Below are 24,145 nucleotides of genomic sequence, written 5' to 3'. Positions count from 1 at the left end.
ACATAATCCCTGCTGCTGATCCGGCGAGGCAGCGGCCACTTCCCGCAAAGCGGAACGACTGCTGTCCCAGCCCCATGTGCAGCCGGTTACTGATCCTTGCCGCAGCAGTTTTTGTACTTCTTGCCGCTGCCGCACGGACAGGGATCGTTGCGGCCGACCTTCGCGCCGTCCTTCGTGACCGGCTTCTTCTTCGCCTCAGCCGCACTGACCTCGTCGCCATGCGAGGCCTGAGCATTCTGAAGATGATCCGAAAGCTGCGAACGCTGCTGCTCGATCGCCTGCTCCAGCTGCTGCTTCTGACGCCCCGAAGCCGCGGCAGATTCCGCGCCATCCGGGCTGACCGTCTGCTGCTCCGGCGTGATGATGCTGACGTGATACATCAGCGAAGCGATCTGGTCCTGAATGGCCGCTTCCATCTCCTCGAACATATCGAGCGCCTCGATCTTGTATTCGACCAGCGGATTGCGCTGACCATATGCGCGCAGATTGATGCCCTCGCGCAGCATATCCATGTGATCGAGATGCTCCATCCATTTATTATCCACGACGCGAAGCATGACGACCTTCTCAAGCTCACGCATATTTTCTTCGCCGAAGAGCAGCTCCCGCTGACGGTAACCGTCCTCCGCGACTTTTTCCAGAGTCTCTTTGAGTTCATCCCGGCTCAGTTCCACCAGCTCTTCTTTTTTCAGCCGGCCGGCCGGCGCATAAATCTTTTCTGCGTCCTCGATCAGCCCGTCCAGCTGCCATTCCTCCGGATAAAGCTGCTCGTTGGCGAACTGGTTCATCTCATCTTTAATGATATGATTGACCATGCCGATGATGTTCTCACGCAGATTTTCGCCCAGCAGAATCTTGCGGCGTTCGCCGTACATGACCTCGCGCTGCTGATTCATGACGTCATCATATTCCAGGACATGCTTGCGGATATCGAAGTTGCGCGCCTCTACCTTCTTCTGCGCATGCTCGATGGAGTTTGTAATCAGCTTATGCTCGATCGGCTCATCCTCTTCCATGCCCAGCTTGTCCATCATACCGGAAATGCGGTCCGCTGCAAACAGGCGCAGCAGATCATCTTCCAGCGAAAGGAAAAACCGCGATGCGCCTGGATCTCCCTGACGGCCCGAACGGCCGCGCAGCTGATTGTCGATACGGCGCGATTCATGGCGCTCCGTGCCGACGATGAACAATCCGCCGAGTTCCGGTACGCCCTCGCCGAGCTTGATATCCGTGCCTCGTCCAGCCATATTGGTCGCGATGGTCACGGCTCCCTTCTGACCCGCGTTCGCGATGATCTCCGCTTCTTTTTCATGAAATTTCGCATTGAGCACGTTGTGCGGGATGCCGTTTTTCTTCAGAATGGCGCTGAGCTCTTCCGACTGCGTGATGGACGTCGTACCGATCAGCACCGGCTGCCCCTTCTCATGCAGTTCCTTGACAAACTTGCCGACCGCCTTGTACTTGGCCCGTTTCGTCTTATAAATAAGATCCGGATAATCCTTGCGGATGACCGGTTTATTCGTCGGAACCACGATGACCGGCAGATTGTAGATCTTCAGGAACTCATCTTCCTCCGTCTTAGCCGTACCGGTCATACCGGCCAGCTTATGATACATGCGGAAGTAATTCTGGAAAGTGATCGTTGCCAAAGTCTGCGACTCGCGCTGAATCTTCACGCCTTCCTTGGCCTCAATGGCCTGATGCAGGCCGTCCGAATAGCGGCGTCCCTCCATCAGGCGTCCCGTGAACTCATCTACGATGACCACTTCGTCGCCCTTGACCACATAATCGCGGTCCCGCTTCATGAGCGCCTTGGCGCGCAGGGCGGCCGTAAAGCAGTGCGAAAGCTCGATATTCTCCGGTGCATAGAGGTTATTGATGCCCAAAATCTTCTCGATTTTCGGCACAGTGCTGTCTGCTGCCGCCACCGTCTTCTGCTTCTCATCGACTGTATAATCCACGCCCTCTTTGAGGCCGGCTACGGCCCGGGCCATCACGGCGTACATATCCGTCGACTTCGCGCCAGGGCCGGAAATGATCAGCGGCGTACGCGCCTCATCGATGAGAATGGAATCTACCTCGTCGACGATGGCATAGTTGAGCTCGCGCTGCACCATCTGGTCGGGATAAATGACCATGTTATCGCGCAGATAATCAAAACCGAACTCATTGTTCGTTCCGAACGTAACATCGCAGCCATACGCGTATTTGCGCTCTGGGAAGTCCATATCATGAACGACCAGTCCGACCGAAAGGCCGAGGAAATGATAGAGTTTGCCCATTTCTTCACTGTCGCGGCGGGCCAGATAATCGTTGACCGTGATCATATGAACGCCCTTGCCGGTCAGCGCATTGAGATATACCGGCAATGTCGCGACCAATGTCTTTCCTTCACCGGTGCGCATCTCCGCAATCCGTCCCTCATGCAGGCACATACCGCCGATCAACTGCACATCGAAATGGCGCATGCCAAGCACGCGGCGCGAGCCCTCGCGCACGACCGCAAACGCCTCCGGCAGCAGATCATCGAGCGTCTCCCCTGCGGCAAGACGCTCCTTAAACGCATTGGTATAGCCGGTTAATTTCGAATCCGTCAGATTCTGCATCTCCGGCTCCAGCGCATTGATCTTCTCGACCATCTCGCGATAACGGGCTATCTCTTTATCGTTATTGTCACCCAAGAATCGTTTAAGAAATCCCAGCAAACAAAATCACTCCCTCTATATAGCAGTCCTACCTTACAATAGTATCAGACTGCCACTTATAAGTCAATTCTTCGCGGCCGGCACGGCTGGCGCTTCCACCCTCTCCCCCGCTTTTCAAAAAAAGCCGCCACGCAAAAAAGCTGCGCATCATCCACAAAGGCTTATGCGCAGCTTCTCTTGTCTCTGTCTTATGCTGTAAACGAAATACCGCGGCCGTTCTTCCCGGTCAGTTGCCCGGTTCGATCAGTCCGTAGTTGCCATCAGTCCGGCGGTAAACCACATTGACCTCCTCCGTCTCCGCATCGCGGAACACGAAGAAATTATGATTGAGCAGGTTCATCTGCATGATGGCTTCCTGCACATCCATCGGCTTGACCACAAAGCGCTTCGTCTTGACGATCTTGTATTCCTCATCGTCCTCCGCCTGTTTTTCCGGCGCGGAAGCAAAGGCCTCCGCCTTAAAGCCGCCGCTGCGGAACCTGCGGGCCAGCTTCGTTTTCTGTTTATGTATCTGACGCTCCAGCTTCTCCACGACCAGATCGATGGACGTATACATATCCATGGTCGCTTCCTCGCCCCGAAGCAGGACGCCGCCCTGTACCGGAACCGTCACCTCGACGATGTGACGTCCCTTCGAAACCGTGAGCAAAACCGTGATGTCACCGACATGATCGAAGTACTTGGTGACTTTTCCTACACGTTTTTCCACGTACTCGCGCAGGGAAGGAGTGATCTCGATGTTCTTGCCTCTTACAGTGAATGTTGCCATAAGACACATCCCCTTTCTTTATAATGGACTCCGTGTTGCGGAGCTCTTATCGTGCGTTCCCGCCTTCCAGCAGGTTTATACTTCTAGTATTCGTCGCCCAAAACCAAAACCCTTCTTTTTCCGCAAAGAAAAATCTGAAAGTTCAATGAAAAACAAAAACGCCCCGGTTCCAAGGAACCGGAGCGTCAGGCTGATCCTTCGATCAGGCCGTCTTCACAACGTTCGAAGCCTGCGGGCCGCGAGCGCCTTCCACGATATCAAACTCAACCGCCTGACCTTCGTTCAGCGTCTTGAATCCTTCATCCTGAATGGCAGAAAAATGAACAAACACATCATCGCCGTCTTCGCGCTCGATAAAACCATATCCTTTTTCTGCACTAAACCATTTTACTTTGCCAACCATTGAGATGCCTCCCCAGTTACGATATCCTTGGCCGCGGAACACCGCGGAACTTATTCCATTATACGGGCCGAACCGCCGGCTGTCAATCACAGATCGGCAAGCAGCGAACAAACGGCGCGATCACATGTACACATTATAACACTTTGGACAAAAACAGCTTGGTCCTTTCCTCACGAGGATGCTCAAAGACCTCTTTCGGCTGTCCCTGTTCGATAATGCGTCCGTCATCCACAAACAAGAGCCGGTCCCCGACCTCGCGGGCAAAGCCCATCTCATGCGTGACAATAACCATGGTCATGCCTTCCTCGGCCAGCTTGCGCATGACGTCCAGAACCTCACCGACCATTTCCGGGTCCAATGCCGACGTCGGCTCATCAAAGAGCATCACCTTCGGCTTCATAGCCAGTGCGCGCGCAATGGCCACCCGCTGCTGCTGCCCGCCGGACAGCTGCGTCGGATAATTCTCCGCCTTATCGGCCAGGCCGACCCGTTCCAGCAGCTGGCGCGCCGCTTTTTCCGCCTCTTCTTTCGGCTCATGACGCACCTTTACCGGCGCCAGCATGATATTCTGCAGCACCGTCATATGAGGGAAAAGATTAAAGCGCTGGAACACCATGCCGACCTCTTCGCGCACCTTATTGATGTTTGCCTCGCCATCGAGCAGGATCCCATCCACGCTCACCGTCCCCTGCGTCGGTTCCTCAAGATAATTCATGCAGCGAAGCAGCGTACTCTTGCCGGAGCCGGACGGTCCGATAATGACCACAACTTCCTTTTCTTTGATGGAAAGATCGATCCCCTTCAGAACCTGAACCTCCCCATACGATTTATGCAGGTTTTCAATGTCGATCATCAGTCTTGCACCTCCACTCCAGATAGGCGACAAAGCGGGATATCGTCAGTGTCATGACCAGATAGATAATGGCCACACAAGTCCAGATCTCCACCGACGCATACGTCTTGGCAATGATCAGCTGTCCGCGGCGCGTCAGCTCCTCAAAGCCGATGACCGAAACCAGCGAAGAGTCTTTCAGCAGGGCGATGAATTCATTGCCGAGCTGCGGAATCACCCGCTTGAACGCCTGCGGCACCACAATGTAACGCATGGTCTGTACCCAGGTCATCCCCAGTGAACGTCCGGCTTCCATCTGCCCCTTATCAATCGACTGGATGCCGGATCGGAAAATCTCCGCCACATAAGCGCCGGAATTCAATCCGCAGGCACTGATTGCCGCCACATACGGATCGCTGCGCTGACCGGTCAAAAGCGGCAGCGCAAAATACACCAGAAAGATCTGAACCAAAAGCGGCGTGCCGCGGAAAAAATCAACGTACACCGCCGCAATCATGCGGAACAGGCGGATGCGGCAGATCCGTGCAATCCCCATGAACAAACCGATCAAAATACCCAGAGCCACCGACAGCACCGTAATCTTGATCGTGATCCCCGCTCCCATCAGAAGCAGCGGAACAGAGGACACCACCAGATCGAAATTAAAACTCATTCCTTTTCACCTTACCCCTACACAATGCGATAGCATTTATAATTATTCACGCTCATTCCAGCCACTGCCTATTATATTTCAATGCCCATGGACTGTCAAACCGAATTGTCCAATGGCGGGCCACACAATAAAAAAACACCGGCGAACCGGTGTTTTTTTATGCAGGTTATACGATTATTTTTTCTCGCCGAACCATTTTGCGAAAATCTTGTCGTATTCGCCGTTTTCCTTAAGCTTCTGCAGCGCATCGTTGATCTTCTGCTGCAGTTCCTTGTTATCCTTGCCGATCGCGATGCCGTAATCCTCAGCAGTCAGACGCTCATCCAGCGCCTTGACGCCCTGAGCGCCGTTTTTCGTGATGTAATAATCGTTGACCGGACGGTCATTGACGACCGCATCGACACCGCCGGCCTTGAGCTCCATAAAGCAGTCAGCCGGAGTATTGAGCTCCTTGATCTCAACGCCCTCGATCTTCTTAACCTCTTCCGCGCTCGTCGTGCCGATCTGAACCGCAACCTTCTTGCCCTTGAGATCCTGGAACTTCTGGATCCGCTGCTCGTCGCTGCGGACGACCATCGTCAGGCCGGACTGATAGTACGGATCGGAAAAGAGCACATTCTGCTTGCGCTCATCATTGATCGTCATGCCGGAAATGATAACATCGATATTCTTGCCCTGCAAAGCCGGGATCAGACCGTCAAAACCGAGATTCTGAATCTCGACTTCATAGCCCATCTCCTTGCCGATCGCACGGATCAGGTCCATATCAAAGCCCTGATACTCCTTCTGTCCCTCATCCTGAAACTCAAACGGAGCAAAGTCGATGGAAGAACCCACCTTCAGAACCTTTGCGCCCGATCCGCTGCCTGACGAAGTGCTGCTGCTTCCGCCGCAGCCTGCCAACGCGAATACAGCAAACACGCAGGCCGCCATCAATGCCAATGCCTTTTTCATTTTCATGAAATTCCCACCTTTACCTTTCCTTCTCTGCCTGCAGGCCGCCCCGTTCTGCAGGCAGTCTGCAAAGAAATAGAGCCTGGGTTATGTAACCCAAGCTCCATTGCTCACGTACAATAACAAGCATATTATAGCACGTATCCTAAAAACTGCAAGAGATTAATCCCTCTGCGCTCTTCTCTTATTGAAGCAGTCACGGCAGTAAACCGGACGATCGTCCTTCGGCTCAAACGGAACTTCCGTCTCCTTGCCGCATTCTGCACACGTTACCGTATACATCTGACGCTGCTCTCCACCCTCGCGGCTGCGACGGCGCTTATCACGGCAGTCACGGCAGCGCGCCGGCTCGTTCTCGAAACCTTTCTCAGCGTAGAATTCCTGCTCACCAGCGGTGAACGTAAATTCTTTACCACATTCTTTGCATACGAGTGTCTTGTCTTCGAAAGCCATAAAATAATCCCCTTACTAGAAACAAAAAAATAACTCTAAGATGTCCCAAGTTCTCTATGTATTAAAAAACGCTAAGAAAAAAGAACGTCCATGACGCTATTATAGTTGATTTTCGTCAAAAAAGCAAGTGTTTTTTATATTGTGCAAAAATTTTGCCATATGCGGCGATATCCAGCTTCCAGCTCCCGCATATATCCTTCGGCATCCATCAGCGGGGAGCGCAGCAGATTCGCGCGCAGCCCGGAATGATACGCGCCGATCAGCTCAGGCGCATTGCCAAGCTGCACGGCCCGTCGCACATAATTGATATCATTTTCCGCCACAAGTTCCCTTACTCCGGCATTCGTCAGGATCGATGCGCCGAACCGCGCTCCATGGCTGCGCCCTCTCAGGCTGATAACCGGCACCCCCATATATAGCGCCTCGCAGGTCGTCAGACCGCCGTTATACGGCATGGTATCCAGCGCGATATCGATGTCCCGGTACTGCTCCAGATAATCCGGACTGTACGGCCTGAATTCGACCCGGGACAGATCAAAGCTCAGGCGGGACAAACGCTTCCGAACAATCTCCTGTCCGGAGGGAATGCTGCAAACCTTTCCCTTAATGACCAGCCGCGAATCCGGAACCTGATCCAATATGCCCCGCCACAAAAGCAGTGTCTCATCGGTCACCTTGGCAAAATGATTAAAACTGCCGAACGTCGTATAACCGTTTCTCAGACACGGCGCTTCCGCGCCGGCCGGCGGCATCTCCCGCACCGCCGTCGGCGCATAGCAGAAATGCGTATGTGGGAGGCGCAGAATGCGTTCCGTAAAGCCGGATTCTGCGGGATCGCCAACGGGCAGGCAAACGGAATCCGAAAGGAAATAATCCACTGCTTTCAGCCCTGTCGTATTCATATAACCGATTCCGCAGAGCTGAACCGGCGCGGGCTTATAAGCCAGAACAGGAAGACCGCTTTCCTGCGTATGCCCCGACAAATCCACCAGAATATCGATCTTATCCTCGGCGATCAGGCGCGCCGCCGTCCGCGGACTGCGCCCACGCAGATCCCGCCATGTGACCATCCCGGAACGGAGACGCTTCGTCACCGCATCCGGCTTTCCCGTCGAATAGCAGAACACCATAAAACGGCTGCCGTCAAACTGTCTGAGCAGCGGAGCCAGAAAATACGCCACCGCATGCTGCCGAAAATCCGGGGACAAATATCCGATGCGCAGCTTCTTTTCCGGCAGGCGCGGCCGCTGGTCATGAGAATAGGGCGTCTCTCCGAGCAGCGCTTCATACCGTTCCGCCTCCCGCCGGCTTTCCCGAATCGACTGCTCCCGGTAATTGCGCATGAACAGAAACTTGCTGTACGCTCCAGCTGCCTCCTGCGGCTCATCACACAGAGCGCTCAGCTCCTTCAGCTGATGTGCGGCATCCTCCGGCCGGGCCGCCAGATAACAGGCATCTGCCATCCAGCCCCGCGCTTTTCTCAGCAGGCGCGTCAGCGTATGGTAATACGCGTCGCCGGGATCCAGCGCCTGTCTCTTCCGGTCCGCCTCGGCAATGATTTCCTCCAGCAACGGCAGTTCTTCGTCAAGGCGGAAAGACACGGCCGCCAGGCCAGCCTTGACCAGCCGCCCGCGCAAATGATTCGGCTTCTTCCGCAGGATCTCCCCAACCAGGCTTTCGGCCTCCTCATGATCGCCGGAATACAACGCCGCTTCGGCCATGACCGCCGCTCCGTCCATGCTCTCCGCGTTCATATTCCATAGTTCCTGCGCGCAGGCGCGCATCCCCTTCGGATCGCCGTCCGCGGCAAACTTATCCGCCAAATTCAGCCAATTCAGTACATCGTGGTTCATGAACAAGGACTCCTGCTTCATCTCGTAATTTCATATACTTTAATTCTTTTTCTACAAAAAACCTGAAACTCCTGCCAGACCACAGGAATTTCAGGTTCACGGAAAAACATCCGCTTTTATTTTATAACGCGCATGCTGATATAATCGACCTTTTTATCTTTCTTTCTGACCGCAAACCACAGTAAACCTTTGCGCCCCAGTTTATCCTGGAACGGGTACTCATACAAAACAAGATCCTTCCGTTCCTTCGTCGCATAATCTTTACCGTACGCCTTGACCACATCATCATAGGGCGACCCTTCGTGCAGTCCGCGCGCAGTCTTTACCGACGGCCCATCGGATGCAATGGCGTCTACCCTGCCATTCCTTACCCCGACCGTCACATCCTTATAGCGGTGAAATACGTAACTGCCGTCCACAAATGCACCCCGGTCGATTGCCAAAGTCTCTCTCATCTCTTTTTCCGACATCCCCAGCACCGCTTTTCCCAGTGAAAGCTCTGGCTTTTTTATTATCTTACTGGCCAGTTTCTCCGGCAGCACTTTCTCTGCAGTCTGCCAGAACCGTTCCGCCAGATGTTGCTTACCGGCCTGTAACGCCTGAACGGGCAATTGCTCCGCCATAGTCCTGCCGTGCGGATTCAGATAAATGCCAATCCCCGCACCCAGACAGGCCACAATGGCCAGCAAAGGAATCCATCTCCTGAATCCCTTTGTCTGATGCCCGTTTTTCGCCGAACGATCCGCAAAATGTTTCAGGGACTGCTGATAATATTCTTTGGAATGATCCAGCGGACGGGAAGGTATCGGCCGCAGGCCCAGACTGTCTGCAGACGGCGTATTCTCTTCGATCATTTCCCGAAAAAGGTTATCCCGAGACAAAAACCTGTTCCCCCTTTACCACCCATAATACAGATGCTGTGCATCCGTAACCGCCCTATGATCCATATCGCTCAGCAGAATCATGTTCTGTGGAACATCCGCGCCGCCTTCGCTCAACGGCACGATATGATGCACTTCGTAGCCGGCCGGCACCTCCGTATAGCCATGCTGATGGAGAAATGCCTGTTTCATCTCTTCGCTGCGGACGATATCATCACTTGAGATATGCTGGGCCCCATCGATCTCCCCCATATCGATAATCTGCTGCAGCTGGCTGCTGTCCGTCAGCATGCCATGTTCAACACCGGGCAGATCGTCCACATCACTGAAAGCAGGCATGATCCCCCCATGGGCGTCGGTCATATAACTCACCACCGGCGCATCGGCTGTATCATTCATCGCGTCCCCGTTCCATCCGTCAGACGAATAAAGGAATGGATCCGGCTGAAATTCCTGAGCATGCGCCAGCGGGTCCGGATACATCAACATATCTTCACTGTTTCCCGTCAGGCTGTCCGCCCCATCCGGCAAATCATAGCCGCCGAAACCGTCATTTCCGCCAAAGCCGTCCGTCAGATCCGGCATGGATACATCCGTCAGCAGGTGGTGGCCTGCCCTCATATGCATCATATCATTCGTATGCATCATGTCATTCGTATCCGTAGAATGTTCCGGCATATGAGAATCATACATCATATCCATTTCATCTGCCTCCCTGTATCTGCAATTTCCCGAGTGTTTCCAGCACCTGTTTATCCGCTTCCAACGAACTGGTCAACTGACGCTGCCTCATCGTTTTTTCACGGATTTCTGCATCAATCTTGTCCCGATAATCCGCGAGCAGCGACTCATACGAATAGACTATATTTTTCACAGAAACCGTGCACCGCTTTCGGATTTCTTCCTGAACATCCTTCTGCAGCTGATTCATACACTGGATCAGCTGCCCGGAAAGCTGGGCATTGACCTCCGCCTTGGCCGCCGCCAGTCTCTTCTGGAACAGCGTCTTGCGGATAAACGGCATCGCCGCAAAGCTGATAAACGGCATAAGCACGCCGCCCGCCACCAACGTCAGCCCTACGCCTCCAGCCGCCGCAATCGCGCCCGCCTGAAGATCCGTATTGGAAAGATCTCTCGCGCGGACATCCAGAACAGCACGACCATCCAGACTAAAGGGCAGCTGGGAGGACTCAACCATCACTTCCTGCTGAAAGTTACGGCTCATCCCGCGGGAAATCTGCAGCTCCACCTTGCGAATCAACAGCAAAATGCGCGGTCCATACATACCGATCCAGTTATCGATCTCACGCTGCACTCTCTTGATGATCCGTGACTCAATAAAATCCTTGAAATCATCGCCGCGGTAGTTTTCTACCATATCCAGAATATCTTCTTCCAGCCTCTGATAGAAATGCTTCAAGGATTTATTCGTCATATCAAGAATGATCTTCTGCTCCTTTTCCATATAAGCCTGCACGCGTTCCTGTCCTTGTTCCTTGTCCGCCAGCATAGCCTCAATTTGCTTCTTTGCCGCCTCCAGCTGCTGGCTGTCCGTCTCATGAAGCATCTTTCGAGACAGCGCCTGATTATAGATGCGCTGAACCACCTGACGATACTGCCATTGAAACCGGGCCAGCTTAATGGTCATCCTCTGCCTTTCCGCAGCCTGCTCCAGATAAGCTCTCAGCGCCGCCATTCCCGAACGTTTCTCTGCAGCGCCGCCTTTCAATGCCTGCCATGCCGACAAAGGAAACAGCTCGATATCCTGCAGGCCCGGCTTCCCCTCATCACCTCCGAATGCTTTTTTCAGACGCATCCGGAGCTTGTCCAGATACTCCTCCTCATCGACTTCCTCTTCATCAAGATGATCGATTTTATTGGCCAGAAACACGATTTTCCGGATTCCCTGAGGCAGCACCCGCTTTTCTAAAAATTCTTTTTCCGTTTTTTTCAGCGGTGAAGACGCGTCCAGCAGAAACAGCACCATATCCGCCTGCGGCAGAAAGCCATACGTTACCTCCGCGCGCTGCTCGTCCATATCCGATACGCCCGGCGTATCCACTACGACTACCTGATGCTGCAGAAAGGACGACGGATAACCAATGCGGAGATACTCTACGTCATCAGCCGTATCCTGCTGTGCCCTGACCGAGAACCGCTTTAAAAACTCACAGTCCGCCTCTCCCTGCTTCACCATGCCATTACGATATACAATCTCCACACCGGGCTGTTCCGCATAATGAAGGACCTGAATCACTGCCGTTTCCGGCAGGACATCCATCGGCAGCAGCGGTTCTCCCATCAGCGCGTTAACAAAAGTGGACTTTCCCCGGGAAAACTCTCCCAATACGACGATGGAAAATACATCCTGCTGTATAGCCTGCTTCAGCCTGTGCAGCTCCGCCCGGCTTTCCTCTGCCACAACCTCCTGCGGCAAAGACAGGACAGCATCGATTTTCTCATTGAGTTCCTGATATTCTTTACGTTCTTCCATTTCCATGCCCTTCTTTATCCTTCCAGCGACGCCGCGGCATGCTTCAATACTTCCACCGCCTGCAAGCCCTGATCCAGCTCCTTTTTCTCCGCCTCATACCGCTGCTGTTCCAGATGGAAATCGTTCTTCGTCCGCACCAGACGTTCCTGCTCATAGACGAGTTCATCGTCCACCAGCCGGCAAATTTTCTTTTCCAGCGCCGCGATATCCACGTTGACGGAAATCGCCGACTTGCAGGTACTCTTGTATTTCTGCCAATGAACAGCTACGTCTCTCTTCAACTTCTCCAGATGGGTATTATAAGCCTCCACGGCACTGTTCAGACGATCCCGGCGGCCGCTGAAATCAAAAATCGGGGTACCGCCAAACAGCCCCGAGTTCTCATAATCTTCGCGGAGCTCCCCGACATGATTCTCCTCCCTTTCCAGATCATCCACCTGGTCACATATATGGTAATAATGGGAAAACCAACGATCAAAATCACGCAGGATACGTTCCTGCTCGTCCTGCATCAGCTGGATATCCTGAATGGACGATCCCCACCGTTCATCATCCGGCAGAATCTCCAGCAGCGGCACCACACAATTCGCCTGACTGACCAGTTTTGCAGCCAGATCCATCAGCTTCGCCGTATCATCAATGGCTTCCATGCCGCGGTCAGCATAAGTATGTTGATACTCTTTCCGGCAGGAAGCTGCTTCCTCCATACCGGACAAAAGCCGCTGCTTTATCTTTTCCAGATTTTCAATCTCATCATGGATTTCCTGCTCCGCCGACTCCTGATTCTGGAAATACTTCGCATTCTCTGTATGCTTTTTATCATACTGCTGGAATACCTGCGACATCTGCGCGATAAATTCCGCAAGCTTCTCCCTGACAGACCGTGTTTTGAGCTCTGCCGACCGGTTGACCAGCACATCATCCAGTTTTTTCCTGAACCCTGTCCAGCCACAGACCTCCAGTGCCTTTGCATCCCCTGATGCCAGCGCCTGTCTGGCCAGTAAACTCGATATACCTATGACATCCTGAACAGAGTCCCCGACACGGCGGCGAAAGCGCGTCAAGGTCTCCTCCACCGGATCTTCATCCTCCTCATAGTCATCGCTTTCCAAAACATTATCGATGCAGTTCACAATGGCAATCGGCTTTAAGCGCTTTCCCAGAGCCTTGATTGCCGAAAGCTCCGTGCTTCTTCCGCTGGCGTCCGCCTTGAACATCCATAGAACCACATCCGCCTTATCCTGAAAATTTACCGTCTTTTCCGTATGTTTCTCACGATGCGCATTGAGTCCCGGCGTATCAACGATATGAATCTTCTTAAGCATCTCATTGGGATACCGGATCTCTACATAGTCCAGCTTATCCCGTAAAGCCTGTTTATCCGCATCCCCCTCGGCAGTGATCTCCCCCAGCCGCGTAAAATCATAGTCCGTGACGCTCCCATCCTGATGATGCAGCTTCACAGCCGGCGTCTCGCCATAGCTCAGCAGAGAAATCACCGCCGTAGTCGGAATCTGTGCGGTCGTCAGGACATCCGCGCCCAGCAGCGTATTGATAAACGTCGATTTCCCCGTACTGAACTCTCCCATGACCAATACCATCAGCGGCTGATCGCTCTCTTCGGAAATCTGCCACAGTCTTCTCGACGCATCCCGGAAAATCGTACAACGATTCAGACTCGAAGCCTGCTGCCGTATCACATGAATCATCTGTTCAAAGGCCGGCATGCTTTTCAGATTCTCCGGCCCCCGATACCCCTTAATCCGTTCATCGAGTGCGGCCGAAAGCGACGAATCTTCAAGTCCTTGCTTCCCTTTCCATCGTTTATACAGCCACCAGCCCAGACCGCCCGCACCAACGGCAATCAATAGAAACTCAAGCATGAATCCGTCCCACCTCCTGCAGCAGCTCCTGAATCTGTCTCTCGCAGGCCGCCAGTTTCTCCCTCTCCTGCCGCTCATCCTGCTCCGCCGAAGCCTTATCATCACGCAGGCGCTCCAGCTGGGTAATCCCACGATCCATCTGCTCCTCGATGATCTCCTCAATCGTATGTGTCAGATTCGTAAATTTCTTTTTCATCTGCTGATTGAATCCACGGGTCTGCTCAGGGATAATCCCGTCATAGCGGCTGCGAACCTGTTGGCTCACATCGGCAATAAAACTGTTGCGCCGGAATTCATTGAACTGCCGCATAAAAAAATTTCCGCCAAACAGCGCCGCCGGAATCGCAATAAAGGGAACATGAATGGCCAGCAGCACGCCGCCCAGCAGAAGCCCCCCGCCGACCATCTGGATATCATCCGTATTCACGGCCTGAATATCCATAGAACAAACCGGCAGATTTTCATTTCTGCTGCTCACCGCCAGCTCTTTCCCTGTCGAAATATTCTCTACCCGGAATATCTTCACCAGCTTCTCCCTTGTCTGCGAGAACTCGTGGTTCAGGCGCCGATTCACTTCCTCCTGAAGCTCCCGTTCATGCTGCTGCTGAAGCGGCGCCGCCACCGACTCGATCGCACGCGCTGCCTCTTCCGGCTGCAGCGGGCCATCATATTGATGAACAGCCATGACCACCTGACGGGAAATCTGTTCCAAACCGCGGCGATAATCCTGCGTCAGATCTTCCGCCGCCATTTCCAGTGCATACTGCAAATGCTCAAAAATGCGATGGCTGTTCTGTTTTGCCCGCTCTACCGCCGGGCGCAGGCGCTCAATCTCCCGGGCCAGCTGCTGAGAACTCTCCCCGATACGCGCCCTTGCCGGCGCAATGCTCTCATCCAGCAGGCTTTCTGCCAGCCCCTCAAAACGGCTCTGATACTTTGCAAGCTTTGCATTGCCCTTCTCCCGGCTGAGGTAATCCGCCAGCGACGCCTCAAACTGCGCAAACCCCGTATCATCCAAACTGTCCGGTATGACCAGACTTGGCTTCAATGACTCACCAGCCTCTTTGCGCCGCCATCTCAAGGCATCGCGTGAGGACACCAGAAACAGGCGGGCATCCTCCACGATTCCATCCAGCACCTCGCGTGCCGCCTTCATCACCCGTTCCCCATCCGCTTCATCCATCAGACGATCCTTGAAGTTTACTACAAAGAATACCTTCTTGATATCATTTTCCAGAATGCGTTCTTTCAGAAACATAACCTCAGACTTTGCCAGAATCTGCTCTGCGGACAACAGCATGATCGCGGCATCAGCTTGTGGGATAAAACGGAAAGTGATCTCCTCGCGAACCTGATCCAAATCATTGGTTCCCGGCGTATCAATAATTTCCACACCATCCGCCAGCAGAGGAAGCGGATGACAAATTTCAATATAAGCAATCCGGCCAATCTTTTCGACCACCTGCCGATAGGCCGCTTCTCCCTCAAACTCAGCGTCGGCCAGCTCAACCGCCGTAATGGATTTGAACTCCTTCTCCGAAATCTCCTTTACCTCATCCATATCGCGATAATGCACCAGATACCGCTCCTGTGCGCCATAATGGATACGATTGATGACGGTTGTGGTAGGATCCGATTTTGCCGGCAGAATACGTTTCCCGAGCAGCGCATTGGTAAAAGTGGACTTTCCCCGCGAAAATTCCCCTACGACCACGACCTTGAAGCTATCCTCATCCAGCAGCTGCTCCGCCTGCTGTAAACTGCGCGCCACCTCAGCCGCATTCAGCGTCCCGGCAATCTCTTCCAGCTTCTTATATGCCGTTTTGAGCTGTAACCGTTTCTGCGTATATTCCTCTAAATTCATCAGCAACAACCTTCCACAAATGCCCTCACCATTTTTTAATCTTATTTTATAAAAAAAAGAACCAGATCGCAAGGCTTTCAAGGCTTTACGGAACGGAAGCAAGCAAAAACGCCGCTTGCCAGATCAGGCAGACAGCGCCTAAAAGCGAACTATGCCAGTCTGAGAAACGGCGGTTAAAATCCGGGTGAAAACTCACACCTCCGGATGCAATTCCTGACCATATTCTTTTACAAATATCTTTTGATAACCTTTATATTCTGCAGCCAAAGGCTTTTCCTTCGGACAATGAATGCACCAGAACTCCTGCTCCTGATTCGGCACAACGACGCGCAGGCCGCGGCGCTGCATCTCCTTGCAGGCGGACGTATCATAAAGATGAAACCCCGTAAACAAGTCCTCGCGCCAAAACAAATCATACTGCGTCGCAATAAACAGACCGTCGACCGCCTCGACCTCCTGATACGGCCCCTCCGGCTCCCGGCAGTGCGAATCCACCACGCTCTCGGGCTCACAGGCATGAAGCACCCGCCCGTACGTCCTCAGGCCATCCCACCAGACGCCGCTCTTCGGCAGACTGCGGCAGCCGATCACGCCCACCGCGCCGATCGAAGCATCGGAAAAAATGCGCTTCAGATCCGACACCAGATGCTTATTGACCACCAGCGTATCCTGATGGAGGTACACCTTATACTTCGCCGCCGACTGCCGCATGCCGGTATTGTAGCCCGCACACATCGACGCAGCCCCCCGCACTGGAATATACTCTGCCGTCATCCCCGGCGGAAGCGCCAGATGTTCCAGATAGAGGCGGCACTCGCTGTACCACTCCTCATCATTTACACAAGTGATAAACGCCACCCGGCGATCATCCAATTTCCGATCCTCGATTCCCATCAACCGTTTCCTCCCGCTGCCCGCAGCGTATCGATCCTCTCATCGATCCACCGTATCTCCGCCGAATCCGACGCGTTTTCCCGCATACTTGCCAAAATCGCCAACGCCGTCTCGCATTCCTCCCCGGACTCCATCCGGAGACGCCGGAAAAACCATGACGGATGGAACACTGCCTGCTTTACAAAACTCGCCACATAATCCGGAAACAGCCCGGCCTCCTCATAAAACGCCCAAAAGTCCCTGCTCTGCTGCGCCGCATCCACATCATACTCGATGCGATGCAGATACTCCGCCAGCGCCTTGCGCTGCTCCTTCGTATACATCGACTTCAAAAGCGCCATCTCCGGCATCGACCGGTCCGCCTTGACGAGCCAAAACTCCGTATCTATATCATCATGGATATTCGCAAACCCCGCTGCCATCAGCTTCTCTACAATATCGCTATCCGCCCTGCGCCGCTGCGGCCGTACCGTCACATTCTTATAATAAGACGCATAGAGCAGTCTCTCAAACTCTGTCTTGGCATAAAGGCGGGCTGCCACATGATAATAATGGCCGTCCATCAGCTCCTCAAGCACTGACCAGTGGCGAATATTGCGAAAACTCGTCAGGAAAGAACCCGTCTGCTTCAAAAACGTCGAGAACCCCGCCGCAATATCCTGTGGATTTCCCGCCTGCTCCAACGTAAGGTCGGAAAGAATATAATCCAACGACTCCGGCTCAAACGGCAGCCGCTCCTGACGATAATCCACGCAGGAAAACGCAGCCTCAAGGCCCTCATAGCCATCCATCGCATCCGATTCCGCCGCCGCCGCCAAAATCTCCGCCCGCGGGAACATCCGCCGAAGCTCCGGCAGATAGTAAAGGCTCTCCACCACCAGAATCCGAATCCTCAGCCCGCTTGGCCGCAAAAATCCCAAAAGCTCCGGCTTGATCTTTTCCGCCATTACAATCCTCCAGCTATCATATCTTCACGATTCAGCCAGTTCGCCCTTCACAGCCGACAGCGCCGTCTCGATGACTTGATCCATATCGTAGTACTTATACATCGCCAGCCTGCCGCCGAGAATCAGATCATCCTCTTTTGCCGCCAGCTCTGCATACTTTCCATAAAGCTTCTGATTCCGCGCATCGTTGACCGGATAATAGGCCTCCTCGCCGGGCTTCCACTCCTGCGGATACTCACGCGTCACATAGGTCACCGGCTGTGTGCCGAACTCAAAGTGCTTGTGCTCGATGATGCGCGTATACGGAACTTCCGCCGCCGTATAATTCATGACCGCCACACCCTGATAATTCTCCTGCTCCAGCCGCTCCGTCTCAAATCTCAAACCGCGATACTCGAGCCGCCCGAGCTTATAAGCATAATATTCATCAAGCGTCCCGGTATAAACTGTCTTGCGGGCCACGCCTTCATACTCAGCACGAGATGCGTTGTAATCAACACCGGTCCTCACCTCGATCCCTTCGAGCAGACCCTTGATGATCTTATTATACCCGCCGATAGGGATTCCCTGATACAGCGCATTGAAATAATTGTTATCATACGTATAACGAACCGGCAACCGCCGGATGATAAACGCCGGCAGCTCCGTACACCTGCGTCCCCACTGCTTTTCCGTATACCCCTGAATCAATTTCTCATAAATATCGCGGCCAACCAGCGAGATCGCCTGCTCCTCGAGATTCTTCGGCTCTCCTTTTACCTCAGCCCTCTGCTCAGCGATCTTTCCCGCCGCTTCAGCCGGCGTCGTCACGCCCCACATCGCATGAAACGTATTCATATTGAACGGCAGATTGTAAAGCTCGCCGCGGAAATTGGCCACCGGCGCATTCTCATACTGATTGAAGTCCGCAAACTGATTCACATACCGCCAGACCTCTTTGTTATTCGTATGAAAGATATGCGCACCGTATACATGCACATGGATGCCATCGCGTTCCTCACAGCGGATATTGCCGCCGACCGCCGACCGCTTCTCCAGCACCAGACACGTTTTGCCCCGCTTCGCCATCTCATGCGCAAACACCGCGCCAAACAGCCCCGATCCTACAATCAAATAATCGTATTTTGCCACAATCCTCTACTCCTATCCTTGACCCTGCCAGCTAAGCCCATGATTATCAAAGCTCTTAGTGTATTCCCGAATAATCGCAGAAAAAAACGCTCGCAATTCCGGCGAATCTATCTTTTTCCCCTTATCATCCCGGCAATAGATTCCAAATGTGGCGGTATCCATATCGACCGTCCCATCCGTCGTAAGTACATCTGCTGTCGCCAGCTGACATTCGTAGTCTTTCGTCCGCACTGCCATCTTGAACGTCTGTCCCGGATACATGGTATTGCTTATCACATACGCCCTCTCCGTGCCGCCCAGTACTTCCGGCAGATTGCCATCAACATAATCCGGGACTTTAAAACCAGCCAGCTTCCCTAACGCCGGATATATATCGAGCGCGCTGGTAAGCTCGTCAACAATGCCTCGTTCAGGCACTCCTGCGCCCCGCATCATATAAGCAGCCCCCACATGATGCTCTGACATCAGGTACGGCTCATCATCATAGACCGAACAGCCATGATCAGAATACAGCTGAACGATATATTCATCCTCTTCGTAATGTTCCTCTAAATACCGGAACAGATTCCCCAACGCCCTATCGACGTTGCGTACGCCATCAATATTTGCCTTTTCATAAAGCGGCGTATTTTGGATATAAACACTGGGCCGGCTCTCATCGTAACCAGACAAACGCCCTGAAAGCGGCAGCCCCGTCTGCGTAGTGATCGGCACTTGGAAGTCCTTCACCCGCCACGGATGCGCATCCATGACGTGCAAGAGCAGAAACTGATCGCATTCGCCAAACGCCTCCAGATGGCGGATCGTACGCTCAACGCCCTCATAAGCCGGCGTGCTATAAGTAGTCGTCAGCAATCGGTCATATCCACGGGTAGTGCGATTGGTGATGCCATCGCCAGCGCCCATCACATTGACACAATAATACCCCAACCGTTTCATCTGCTCAGATATAGTCACATAACGAGAGTCCAAGCTCACAGCAGCCTGCTCATTGAACAGCTGCGAATGATGAGGAGTCAGACCGGACTCAATCGCAGCAAACGACGGATAAGTGTACTCTCCAACCGAAAAGTGATTATTGAATATGATACCCCGCCTGAAAAAGCGCATGATATTCGGCACATCTTGATAATTCCGTTCCTTTTGTACCGCCCAGCTCATAGCATCCACCAAGATATTCAATACCACTTTTTTACGCTTGGGACTATGCCCCAGCGGGATGAATCTCCCGACCACCATATCCGCCTTAGAAGATATTACAGTCGGCTTATCGATGCGGAAATACTGGAACATCCATTTTGAAAGCTTGGCTTCCAGTGCCGTATCGCCAACCCGGAAATCAACAGGCTGCGCATTTTCTGTCCCCGCTACCGCCAGCAACCCCGGCTTGCCCCCAGAAACAATCTCCTTTTTTTTAGTCCGCTCAGCCCGCTGGATATCGAAAACAAAATCCGCTCCGCAGCGCAGAGCAAAGTCCTCATTGTATTGCAGTGTTTCCAACAACCAATTCTTCCCCATTGTACTCTCTTGCTCTGCATACACACCTCCCCAATACGAGTCAGACTCCAAACTAGGTAAATATTCACCAGCAAACACTGCCGCCCCTTGTTTCAACTCACCATCTTGAATATATGCCCGCTGGGCTGCAAACGGTGCATAATTTGCTACTCCCATCGCCAGTGACAGCAAATCCAAGCTTTCTTTATTCTGGATATCGATAGTCAGCGGAACCTGATAAAACTTGCGCCGCAATCCTTGAAAGTACGCCATTGCACGATTGTCGCCCATCTTTTCATAACAAGCCACTAGCAACTGCCACACCTTGTCATTTAGCCGACGCTTGCCAAAAGCAATCCGTGCCTGTTCAAATGCCACCTGAACATTGCCATGCGCCAACGCATAAAATCCATAAAAAATCTCAAAGCCTGCTGATTCCGGATATAACTCACGAAACTTTATCGCTAACAACAAATATTCATCGTCAAACTGCTGGCTATGGAATTTTTCCTGCAAATATGCAAAAACATCGCTTCCATCTACGCAACCCCTTATTCCCCTTGTACTATCAACCATTACCTTCTCCTATAATCAGCAAACGCCCCCGTCGCCATTGCCAGGGTATCGTCACTAACAAAACTCCAAGCAAAATCATACCGCAGCCCAAATAATCCATCCCACCAAAAGATATTGTCGTCCCCAATAAACTGTTAAATATAATCCCCCACAACATAAACGTAGAATTAGTAGCTGTTCCCCTAGCACATCCTACAGTCTTGTTCGCATAATAATATAAGAAATACGATCCCGCGGCAGCTACACCAGCCAATCCCATCCATCCTAGTCCGGCCGATGGAAGTTTTGCAGCAATGTCCCACGCATTACTACCTCCCAAAAACAGAACTCCTGCACAAAAAATCCCTCCGGAAATACATTCACGCAAAGTAATCGCCACATCTGGTTCAAGTTTCTCCATAGCATATACTGCCAAAACAATTTCACTTCCCCAGCAAAATGCAGCCACTAACGATGCCACAAAACCATACACAAAAGTATCCGTCAAATCCGCATTGCCCTGCCACCCCAATGTTATCGTCCCACATACCGAAAAAACAATCCCCACCCACATAAATACTGTTATTCTCTGCCGCAAAAACAACCAGGAAAGGATACAACCAATAATAGGATATGTCGCCGTAACAGCCAACGCATAGGAAGCTCCCGATAGGGTAATCCCATAATAATATGCCAGCTGCCCGACCGGACCACCTAATACCGCCGCCAACAGAATTACTTTTCCTCTACCCAAAATTTCTGGTACCATAATTGCACGCAATGTCCCGCGCCATACATGTGTAGCCAATAAAAACAAAGCCGCACAACCATCATTTATTGCAGCACACCATAACGGAAGCAATAATACAACCGACAACGATGCGAATTCTGTATAGCCTAACGAAAAAAACGTATTATTAAGCCCCCAAAGCATACCACTGAGCAACCCCGCTCCCACACCTATGATACTTTGTGCTCTATTCATCTGTCTCTACCTCAGCACCATAAATCACACAAAATCAAATCACTATATCGCGAAGCATACTCATACTGCTGCTCTGCATAGGTCCCAAAATGAATACCACACATACGTTTAAACTCACACCAATTACTCCAAAGCAAGCCCGCAGCAGCTATATAGATGTATATCTTAAGCCGGATATCATCCGCTACACCATCCGTAAAATAACTTTGTAAGACCTTCTCAATTTCTTTGCTTTCATAACCTGCATACACACAAAACATTGCTAAATCAATATGTTGATCACACATTGCGGCATATTCCCAATCAATAAGATAAATCCGGTTATCCGTAAACAAAAAATTATCCGCCACAGAATCAATATGTGCCAACCCCATCCTCACTGGCAACGACAAAAGCTTTTCGCGCAATGACAACACTCGGGCTTTCACTTGTTCATAATCTCCATAACAGGATTTTTCCTTCCATAACGACTCATAAAAGTTAATCTGACGCCAAATATCAAACTGATATGATACAGCAAACTTCATGTCATGCATCCGATGCAGAAAACGTAATGCCTGTCCAACCTCATACCAGTTATTCTTATCACACACATGCGCCTTGGGTATATACCGCGTGACTTTATATCCTGCCTCCGGACTGATACATACAACATGATCACTGATTTCCGACTGACTGATTGCACGATATACCTCAGCTTCCTGATATCGGTCAATCAACACTTCACTCCCATTACCATTCAGACGAACAACGAATTGCCCACAATCCGTCTGCAACAAAAACGAATCATTCGTCATCCCCTCTTTCATGGGCTGGATACTTACTATTTCACGCCCCAGACATTTTTCTGTCGCCACAATATGCCTGCACATCAACTCAGTAGTCATATCAATCATAATACAGCCCTCGAACTAATCCATCTTGCTATCAACTTCTACACGCAATGATGATGACCAGGGATCGAACATAGCCAACTCTTGCAACGAATCAAATTCATGAATAACCCCCGCTGAATAACGGCGTATATAGAGTGTCAACTCATCCAAATGCCGGCAATATAAATCTTCCCACAAATAAGCTCTTTCATCCGGATTCTCATAGGATGCCTGCAGTATTGGTACAAATTTCCGACTAAATTCGGCATCAAAGTAAACATGGCCCAACATATACCATGCGTCTTTTCCACCTACCTTCACGGCAGTTATCCGCTCATGCTCATCATACGACAGACAATACTCATTGGTAGGCCCCTCAGCATAGACCGCAGCATAATATGGCCGATAAACATATGGTTCAAAAGGATTTTCTGTAAAGTAATTGTCCGAGGAACAGATATAACTATTCGATAAAACACTGCGTACACACATCAAAGTTGCCATATTGTTATAACGATCATAATCAGCGTTTACCACAATATGCACGCCAAATTTCTCCGCTAGATACATAAGTTGTTCCCGCTTATAGCCGACCACCAAATAAATATCTTTTATCCCCGCCGCCTGCAGTTGGCGAATCTGCCGTTCAATAAGGATCTCTCCTCTAACCTCAGCCAAAGCCTTTGGCTTTACCGCTGAAAATGGTACAAACCTCGTACTCATACCTGCCGCCATAACTACGGCATTATGCACCCGATAAGGTTCCAATACCATCACAAGTTTAGGATCAACCTCACCCGCGACACTCTGCGCATAATAGGCATCCCGACATTTTACAAACTCTTCCAATGTTAAGGCCAATCTGTCAACATCCCTTCACTCCATATCTTCAGCCCTGCTCTCTTACAATATTTGCCATATAAATCTGATAAGGAATATCCACGCTAAACTCGATACCAGCATGGCAGGCAGCTCCACGAACATATTTCTGGTACTCACCATATCGGCCTGTCAATACCTTATCATACTCTTTGGGTGCCGGCAGCATGATCTTCTCAAAAGGCAACCATACAATTTCGTCATACCAAGAACGGTATACCCGATTATTCATATTACACAATTCATCCGTAATAAAATTCACCTGGTCAGACTTGCCATAGTGCTCCTGACAAAATGCCTCAAATACCCGCATCTGTTCCTCTCGCGGCAATGTCAGCAATCGTTTCAATGTTTCCATACCAATATGCGGGCGATAGCCATTTTCCCGCGCATTACAAACAAAATCAGCCTTGACTATAATCGCCCAAAGTTCTTTTTCCATCAAAAAGATTTCATTCTGAACTCTGCTGCCATCCGACACAGTATCCAGTGGAAAAATATCAATAAACATCCCTTGATTAATATAGGGAGCATCCGGATATTCAACTGCGGTTGTCCGACTATCACGAATCTTAGCATAAGCAGTCGTCAATCCATCGGTATACGTCGTCTGTAAAA

The 24,145-nt window shown here is 51.7% G+C and carries 21 protein-coding genes; all 21 read right to left on the bottom strand.

All coding sequences use genetic code 11. From position 1 onward, the window contains the following. Positions 1-86: 86 nt before the first annotated feature. The gene (gene secA / locus FYJ78_RS07755; RefSeq protein WP_154620838.1) at positions 87-2,705 is read right to left on the bottom strand and encodes a preprotein translocase subunit SecA; all 2,619 of its coding nucleotides are present in this window, start codon (positions 2,703-2,705) and stop codon (positions 87-89) included. 226 nt (positions 2,706-2,931) lie between these two features. Continuing rightward, positions 2,932-3,474 carry a ribosome hibernation-promoting factor, HPF/YfiA family gene (hpf, locus tag FYJ78_RS07750; protein WP_154620837.1) on the bottom strand — a complete coding sequence of 181 codons (543 nt, stop codon included), beginning with the start codon at positions 3,472-3,474 and terminating at the stop codon, positions 2,932-2,934. A gap of 202 nt (positions 3,475-3,676) precedes the next feature. Next, positions 3,677-3,877 carry a cold shock domain-containing protein gene (locus tag FYJ78_RS07745; protein WP_154620836.1) on the bottom strand — a complete coding sequence of 67 codons (201 nt, stop codon included), beginning with the start codon at positions 3,875-3,877 and terminating at the stop codon, positions 3,677-3,679. 133 nt (positions 3,878-4,010) lie between these two features. Next, entirely contained in the window at positions 4,011-4,730 is a 720-nt protein-coding gene (locus FYJ78_RS07740) for an amino acid ABC transporter ATP-binding protein (protein ID WP_154620835.1), read from the bottom strand. Next, entirely contained in the window at positions 4,717-5,382 is a 666-nt protein-coding gene (locus FYJ78_RS07735) for an amino acid ABC transporter permease (protein ID WP_154620834.1), read from the bottom strand. The genes FYJ78_RS07740 and FYJ78_RS07735 overlap by 14 nt, the downstream gene beginning before the upstream one ends. A gap of 174 nt (positions 5,383-5,556) precedes the next feature. Continuing rightward, positions 5,557-6,342 carry a basic amino acid ABC transporter substrate-binding protein gene (locus FYJ78_RS07730; RefSeq protein ID WP_154620833.1) on the bottom strand — a complete coding sequence of 262 codons (786 nt, stop codon included), beginning with the start codon at positions 6,340-6,342 and terminating at the stop codon, positions 5,557-5,559. A 156-nt stretch (positions 6,343-6,498) separates the two neighbouring features. After that, entirely contained in the window at positions 6,499-6,789 is a 291-nt protein-coding gene (locus tag FYJ78_RS07725; RefSeq protein ID WP_154620832.1) for a zinc-ribbon domain containing protein, read from the bottom strand. Between the two features lie 134 nt (positions 6,790-6,923). Beyond that, on the bottom strand, positions 6,924-8,642 hold the full coding sequence (locus FYJ78_RS07720; protein ID WP_154620831.1) for an O-linked N-acetylglucosamine transferase, SPINDLY family protein: 1,719 nt from the start codon (positions 8,640-8,642) through the stop codon (positions 6,924-6,926). A gap of 116 nt (positions 8,643-8,758) precedes the next feature. Continuing rightward, complete coding sequence (locus FYJ78_RS07715; RefSeq protein WP_154620830.1) at positions 8,759-9,523, bottom strand: hypothetical protein; 765 nt, start codon at positions 9,521-9,523, stop codon at positions 8,759-8,761. Positions 9,524-9,538: 15 nt separating this feature from the next. Next, positions 9,539-10,225, bottom strand: coding sequence for an HNH endonuclease signature motif containing protein (locus FYJ78_RS07710; RefSeq protein WP_154620829.1), 687 nt, complete (start codon positions 10,223-10,225; stop codon positions 9,539-9,541). Between the two features lies 1 nt (position 10,226). Next, positions 10,227-12,017, bottom strand: coding sequence for a dynamin family protein (locus FYJ78_RS07705; protein WP_195847923.1), 1,791 nt, complete (start codon positions 12,015-12,017; stop codon positions 10,227-10,229). 14 nt (positions 12,018-12,031) lie between these two features. After that, positions 12,032-13,900: a dynamin family protein gene (locus FYJ78_RS07700; protein WP_195847922.1), complete on the bottom strand. Its 1,869-nt coding sequence runs from the start codon at positions 13,898-13,900 to the stop codon at positions 12,032-12,034. Beyond that, positions 13,893-15,764: a dynamin family protein gene (locus FYJ78_RS07695; protein ID WP_154620826.1), complete on the bottom strand. Its 1,872-nt coding sequence runs from the start codon at positions 15,762-15,764 to the stop codon at positions 13,893-13,895. Before FYJ78_RS07695 ends, FYJ78_RS07700 begins: the two co-directional genes overlap by 8 nt. A 192-nt stretch (positions 15,765-15,956) precedes the next feature. Continuing rightward, positions 15,957-16,658 (bottom strand): glycosyltransferase family protein, encoded by a 702-nt coding sequence (locus FYJ78_RS07690; protein WP_154620825.1) that lies wholly within the window; start codon positions 16,656-16,658, stop codon positions 15,957-15,959. Further along, on the bottom strand, positions 16,658-17,605 hold the full coding sequence (locus tag FYJ78_RS07685; RefSeq protein WP_154620824.1) for a hypothetical protein: 948 nt from the start codon (positions 17,603-17,605) through the stop codon (positions 16,658-16,660). Before FYJ78_RS07685 ends, FYJ78_RS07690 begins: the two co-directional genes overlap by 1 nt. Positions 17,606-17,629: 24 nt before the next feature. After that, positions 17,630-18,736 carry a UDP-galactopyranose mutase gene (glf, locus tag FYJ78_RS07680; RefSeq protein WP_328597677.1) on the bottom strand — a complete coding sequence of 369 codons (1,107 nt, stop codon included), beginning with the start codon at positions 18,734-18,736 and terminating at the stop codon, positions 17,630-17,632. 12 nt (positions 18,737-18,748) lie between these two features. Next, positions 18,749-20,749, bottom strand: a complete 2,001-nt coding sequence (locus FYJ78_RS07675) for a sulfatase-like hydrolase/transferase (protein WP_195847921.1) — start codon at positions 20,747-20,749, stop codon at positions 18,749-18,751. A 52-nt stretch (positions 20,750-20,801) separates the two neighbouring features. Continuing rightward, positions 20,802-21,773, bottom strand: a complete 972-nt coding sequence (locus FYJ78_RS07670; RefSeq protein ID WP_154620822.1) for a DMT family transporter — start codon at positions 21,771-21,773, stop codon at positions 20,802-20,804. An 11-nt stretch (positions 21,774-21,784) separates the two neighbouring features. Then, complete coding sequence (locus tag FYJ78_RS07665) at positions 21,785-22,669, bottom strand: choline/ethanolamine kinase family protein (protein WP_154620821.1); 885 nt, start codon at positions 22,667-22,669, stop codon at positions 21,785-21,787. A 15-nt stretch (positions 22,670-22,684) separates the two neighbouring features. Beyond that, positions 22,685-23,497, bottom strand: coding sequence for an NTP transferase domain-containing protein (locus tag FYJ78_RS07660; RefSeq protein ID WP_235899933.1), 813 nt, complete (start codon positions 23,495-23,497; stop codon positions 22,685-22,687). Between the two features lie 40 nt (positions 23,498-23,537). Further along, positions 23,538-24,119, bottom strand: a complete 582-nt coding sequence (locus FYJ78_RS13220; protein WP_154620820.1) for a LicD family protein — start codon at positions 24,117-24,119, stop codon at positions 23,538-23,540. Positions 24,120-24,145: the final 26 nt, after the last annotated feature.

It is taken from the genome of Wylensekiella montiformis (assembly GCF_009697385.1).
Taxonomy (GTDB): domain Bacteria; phylum Bacillota; class Negativicutes; order Selenomonadales; family Selenomonadaceae; genus Selenomonas_A; species Selenomonas_A montiformis.
Note: the sequence above shows the minus strand (reverse complement) of the source record. Positions and strands in the feature narration are given on the sequence as shown.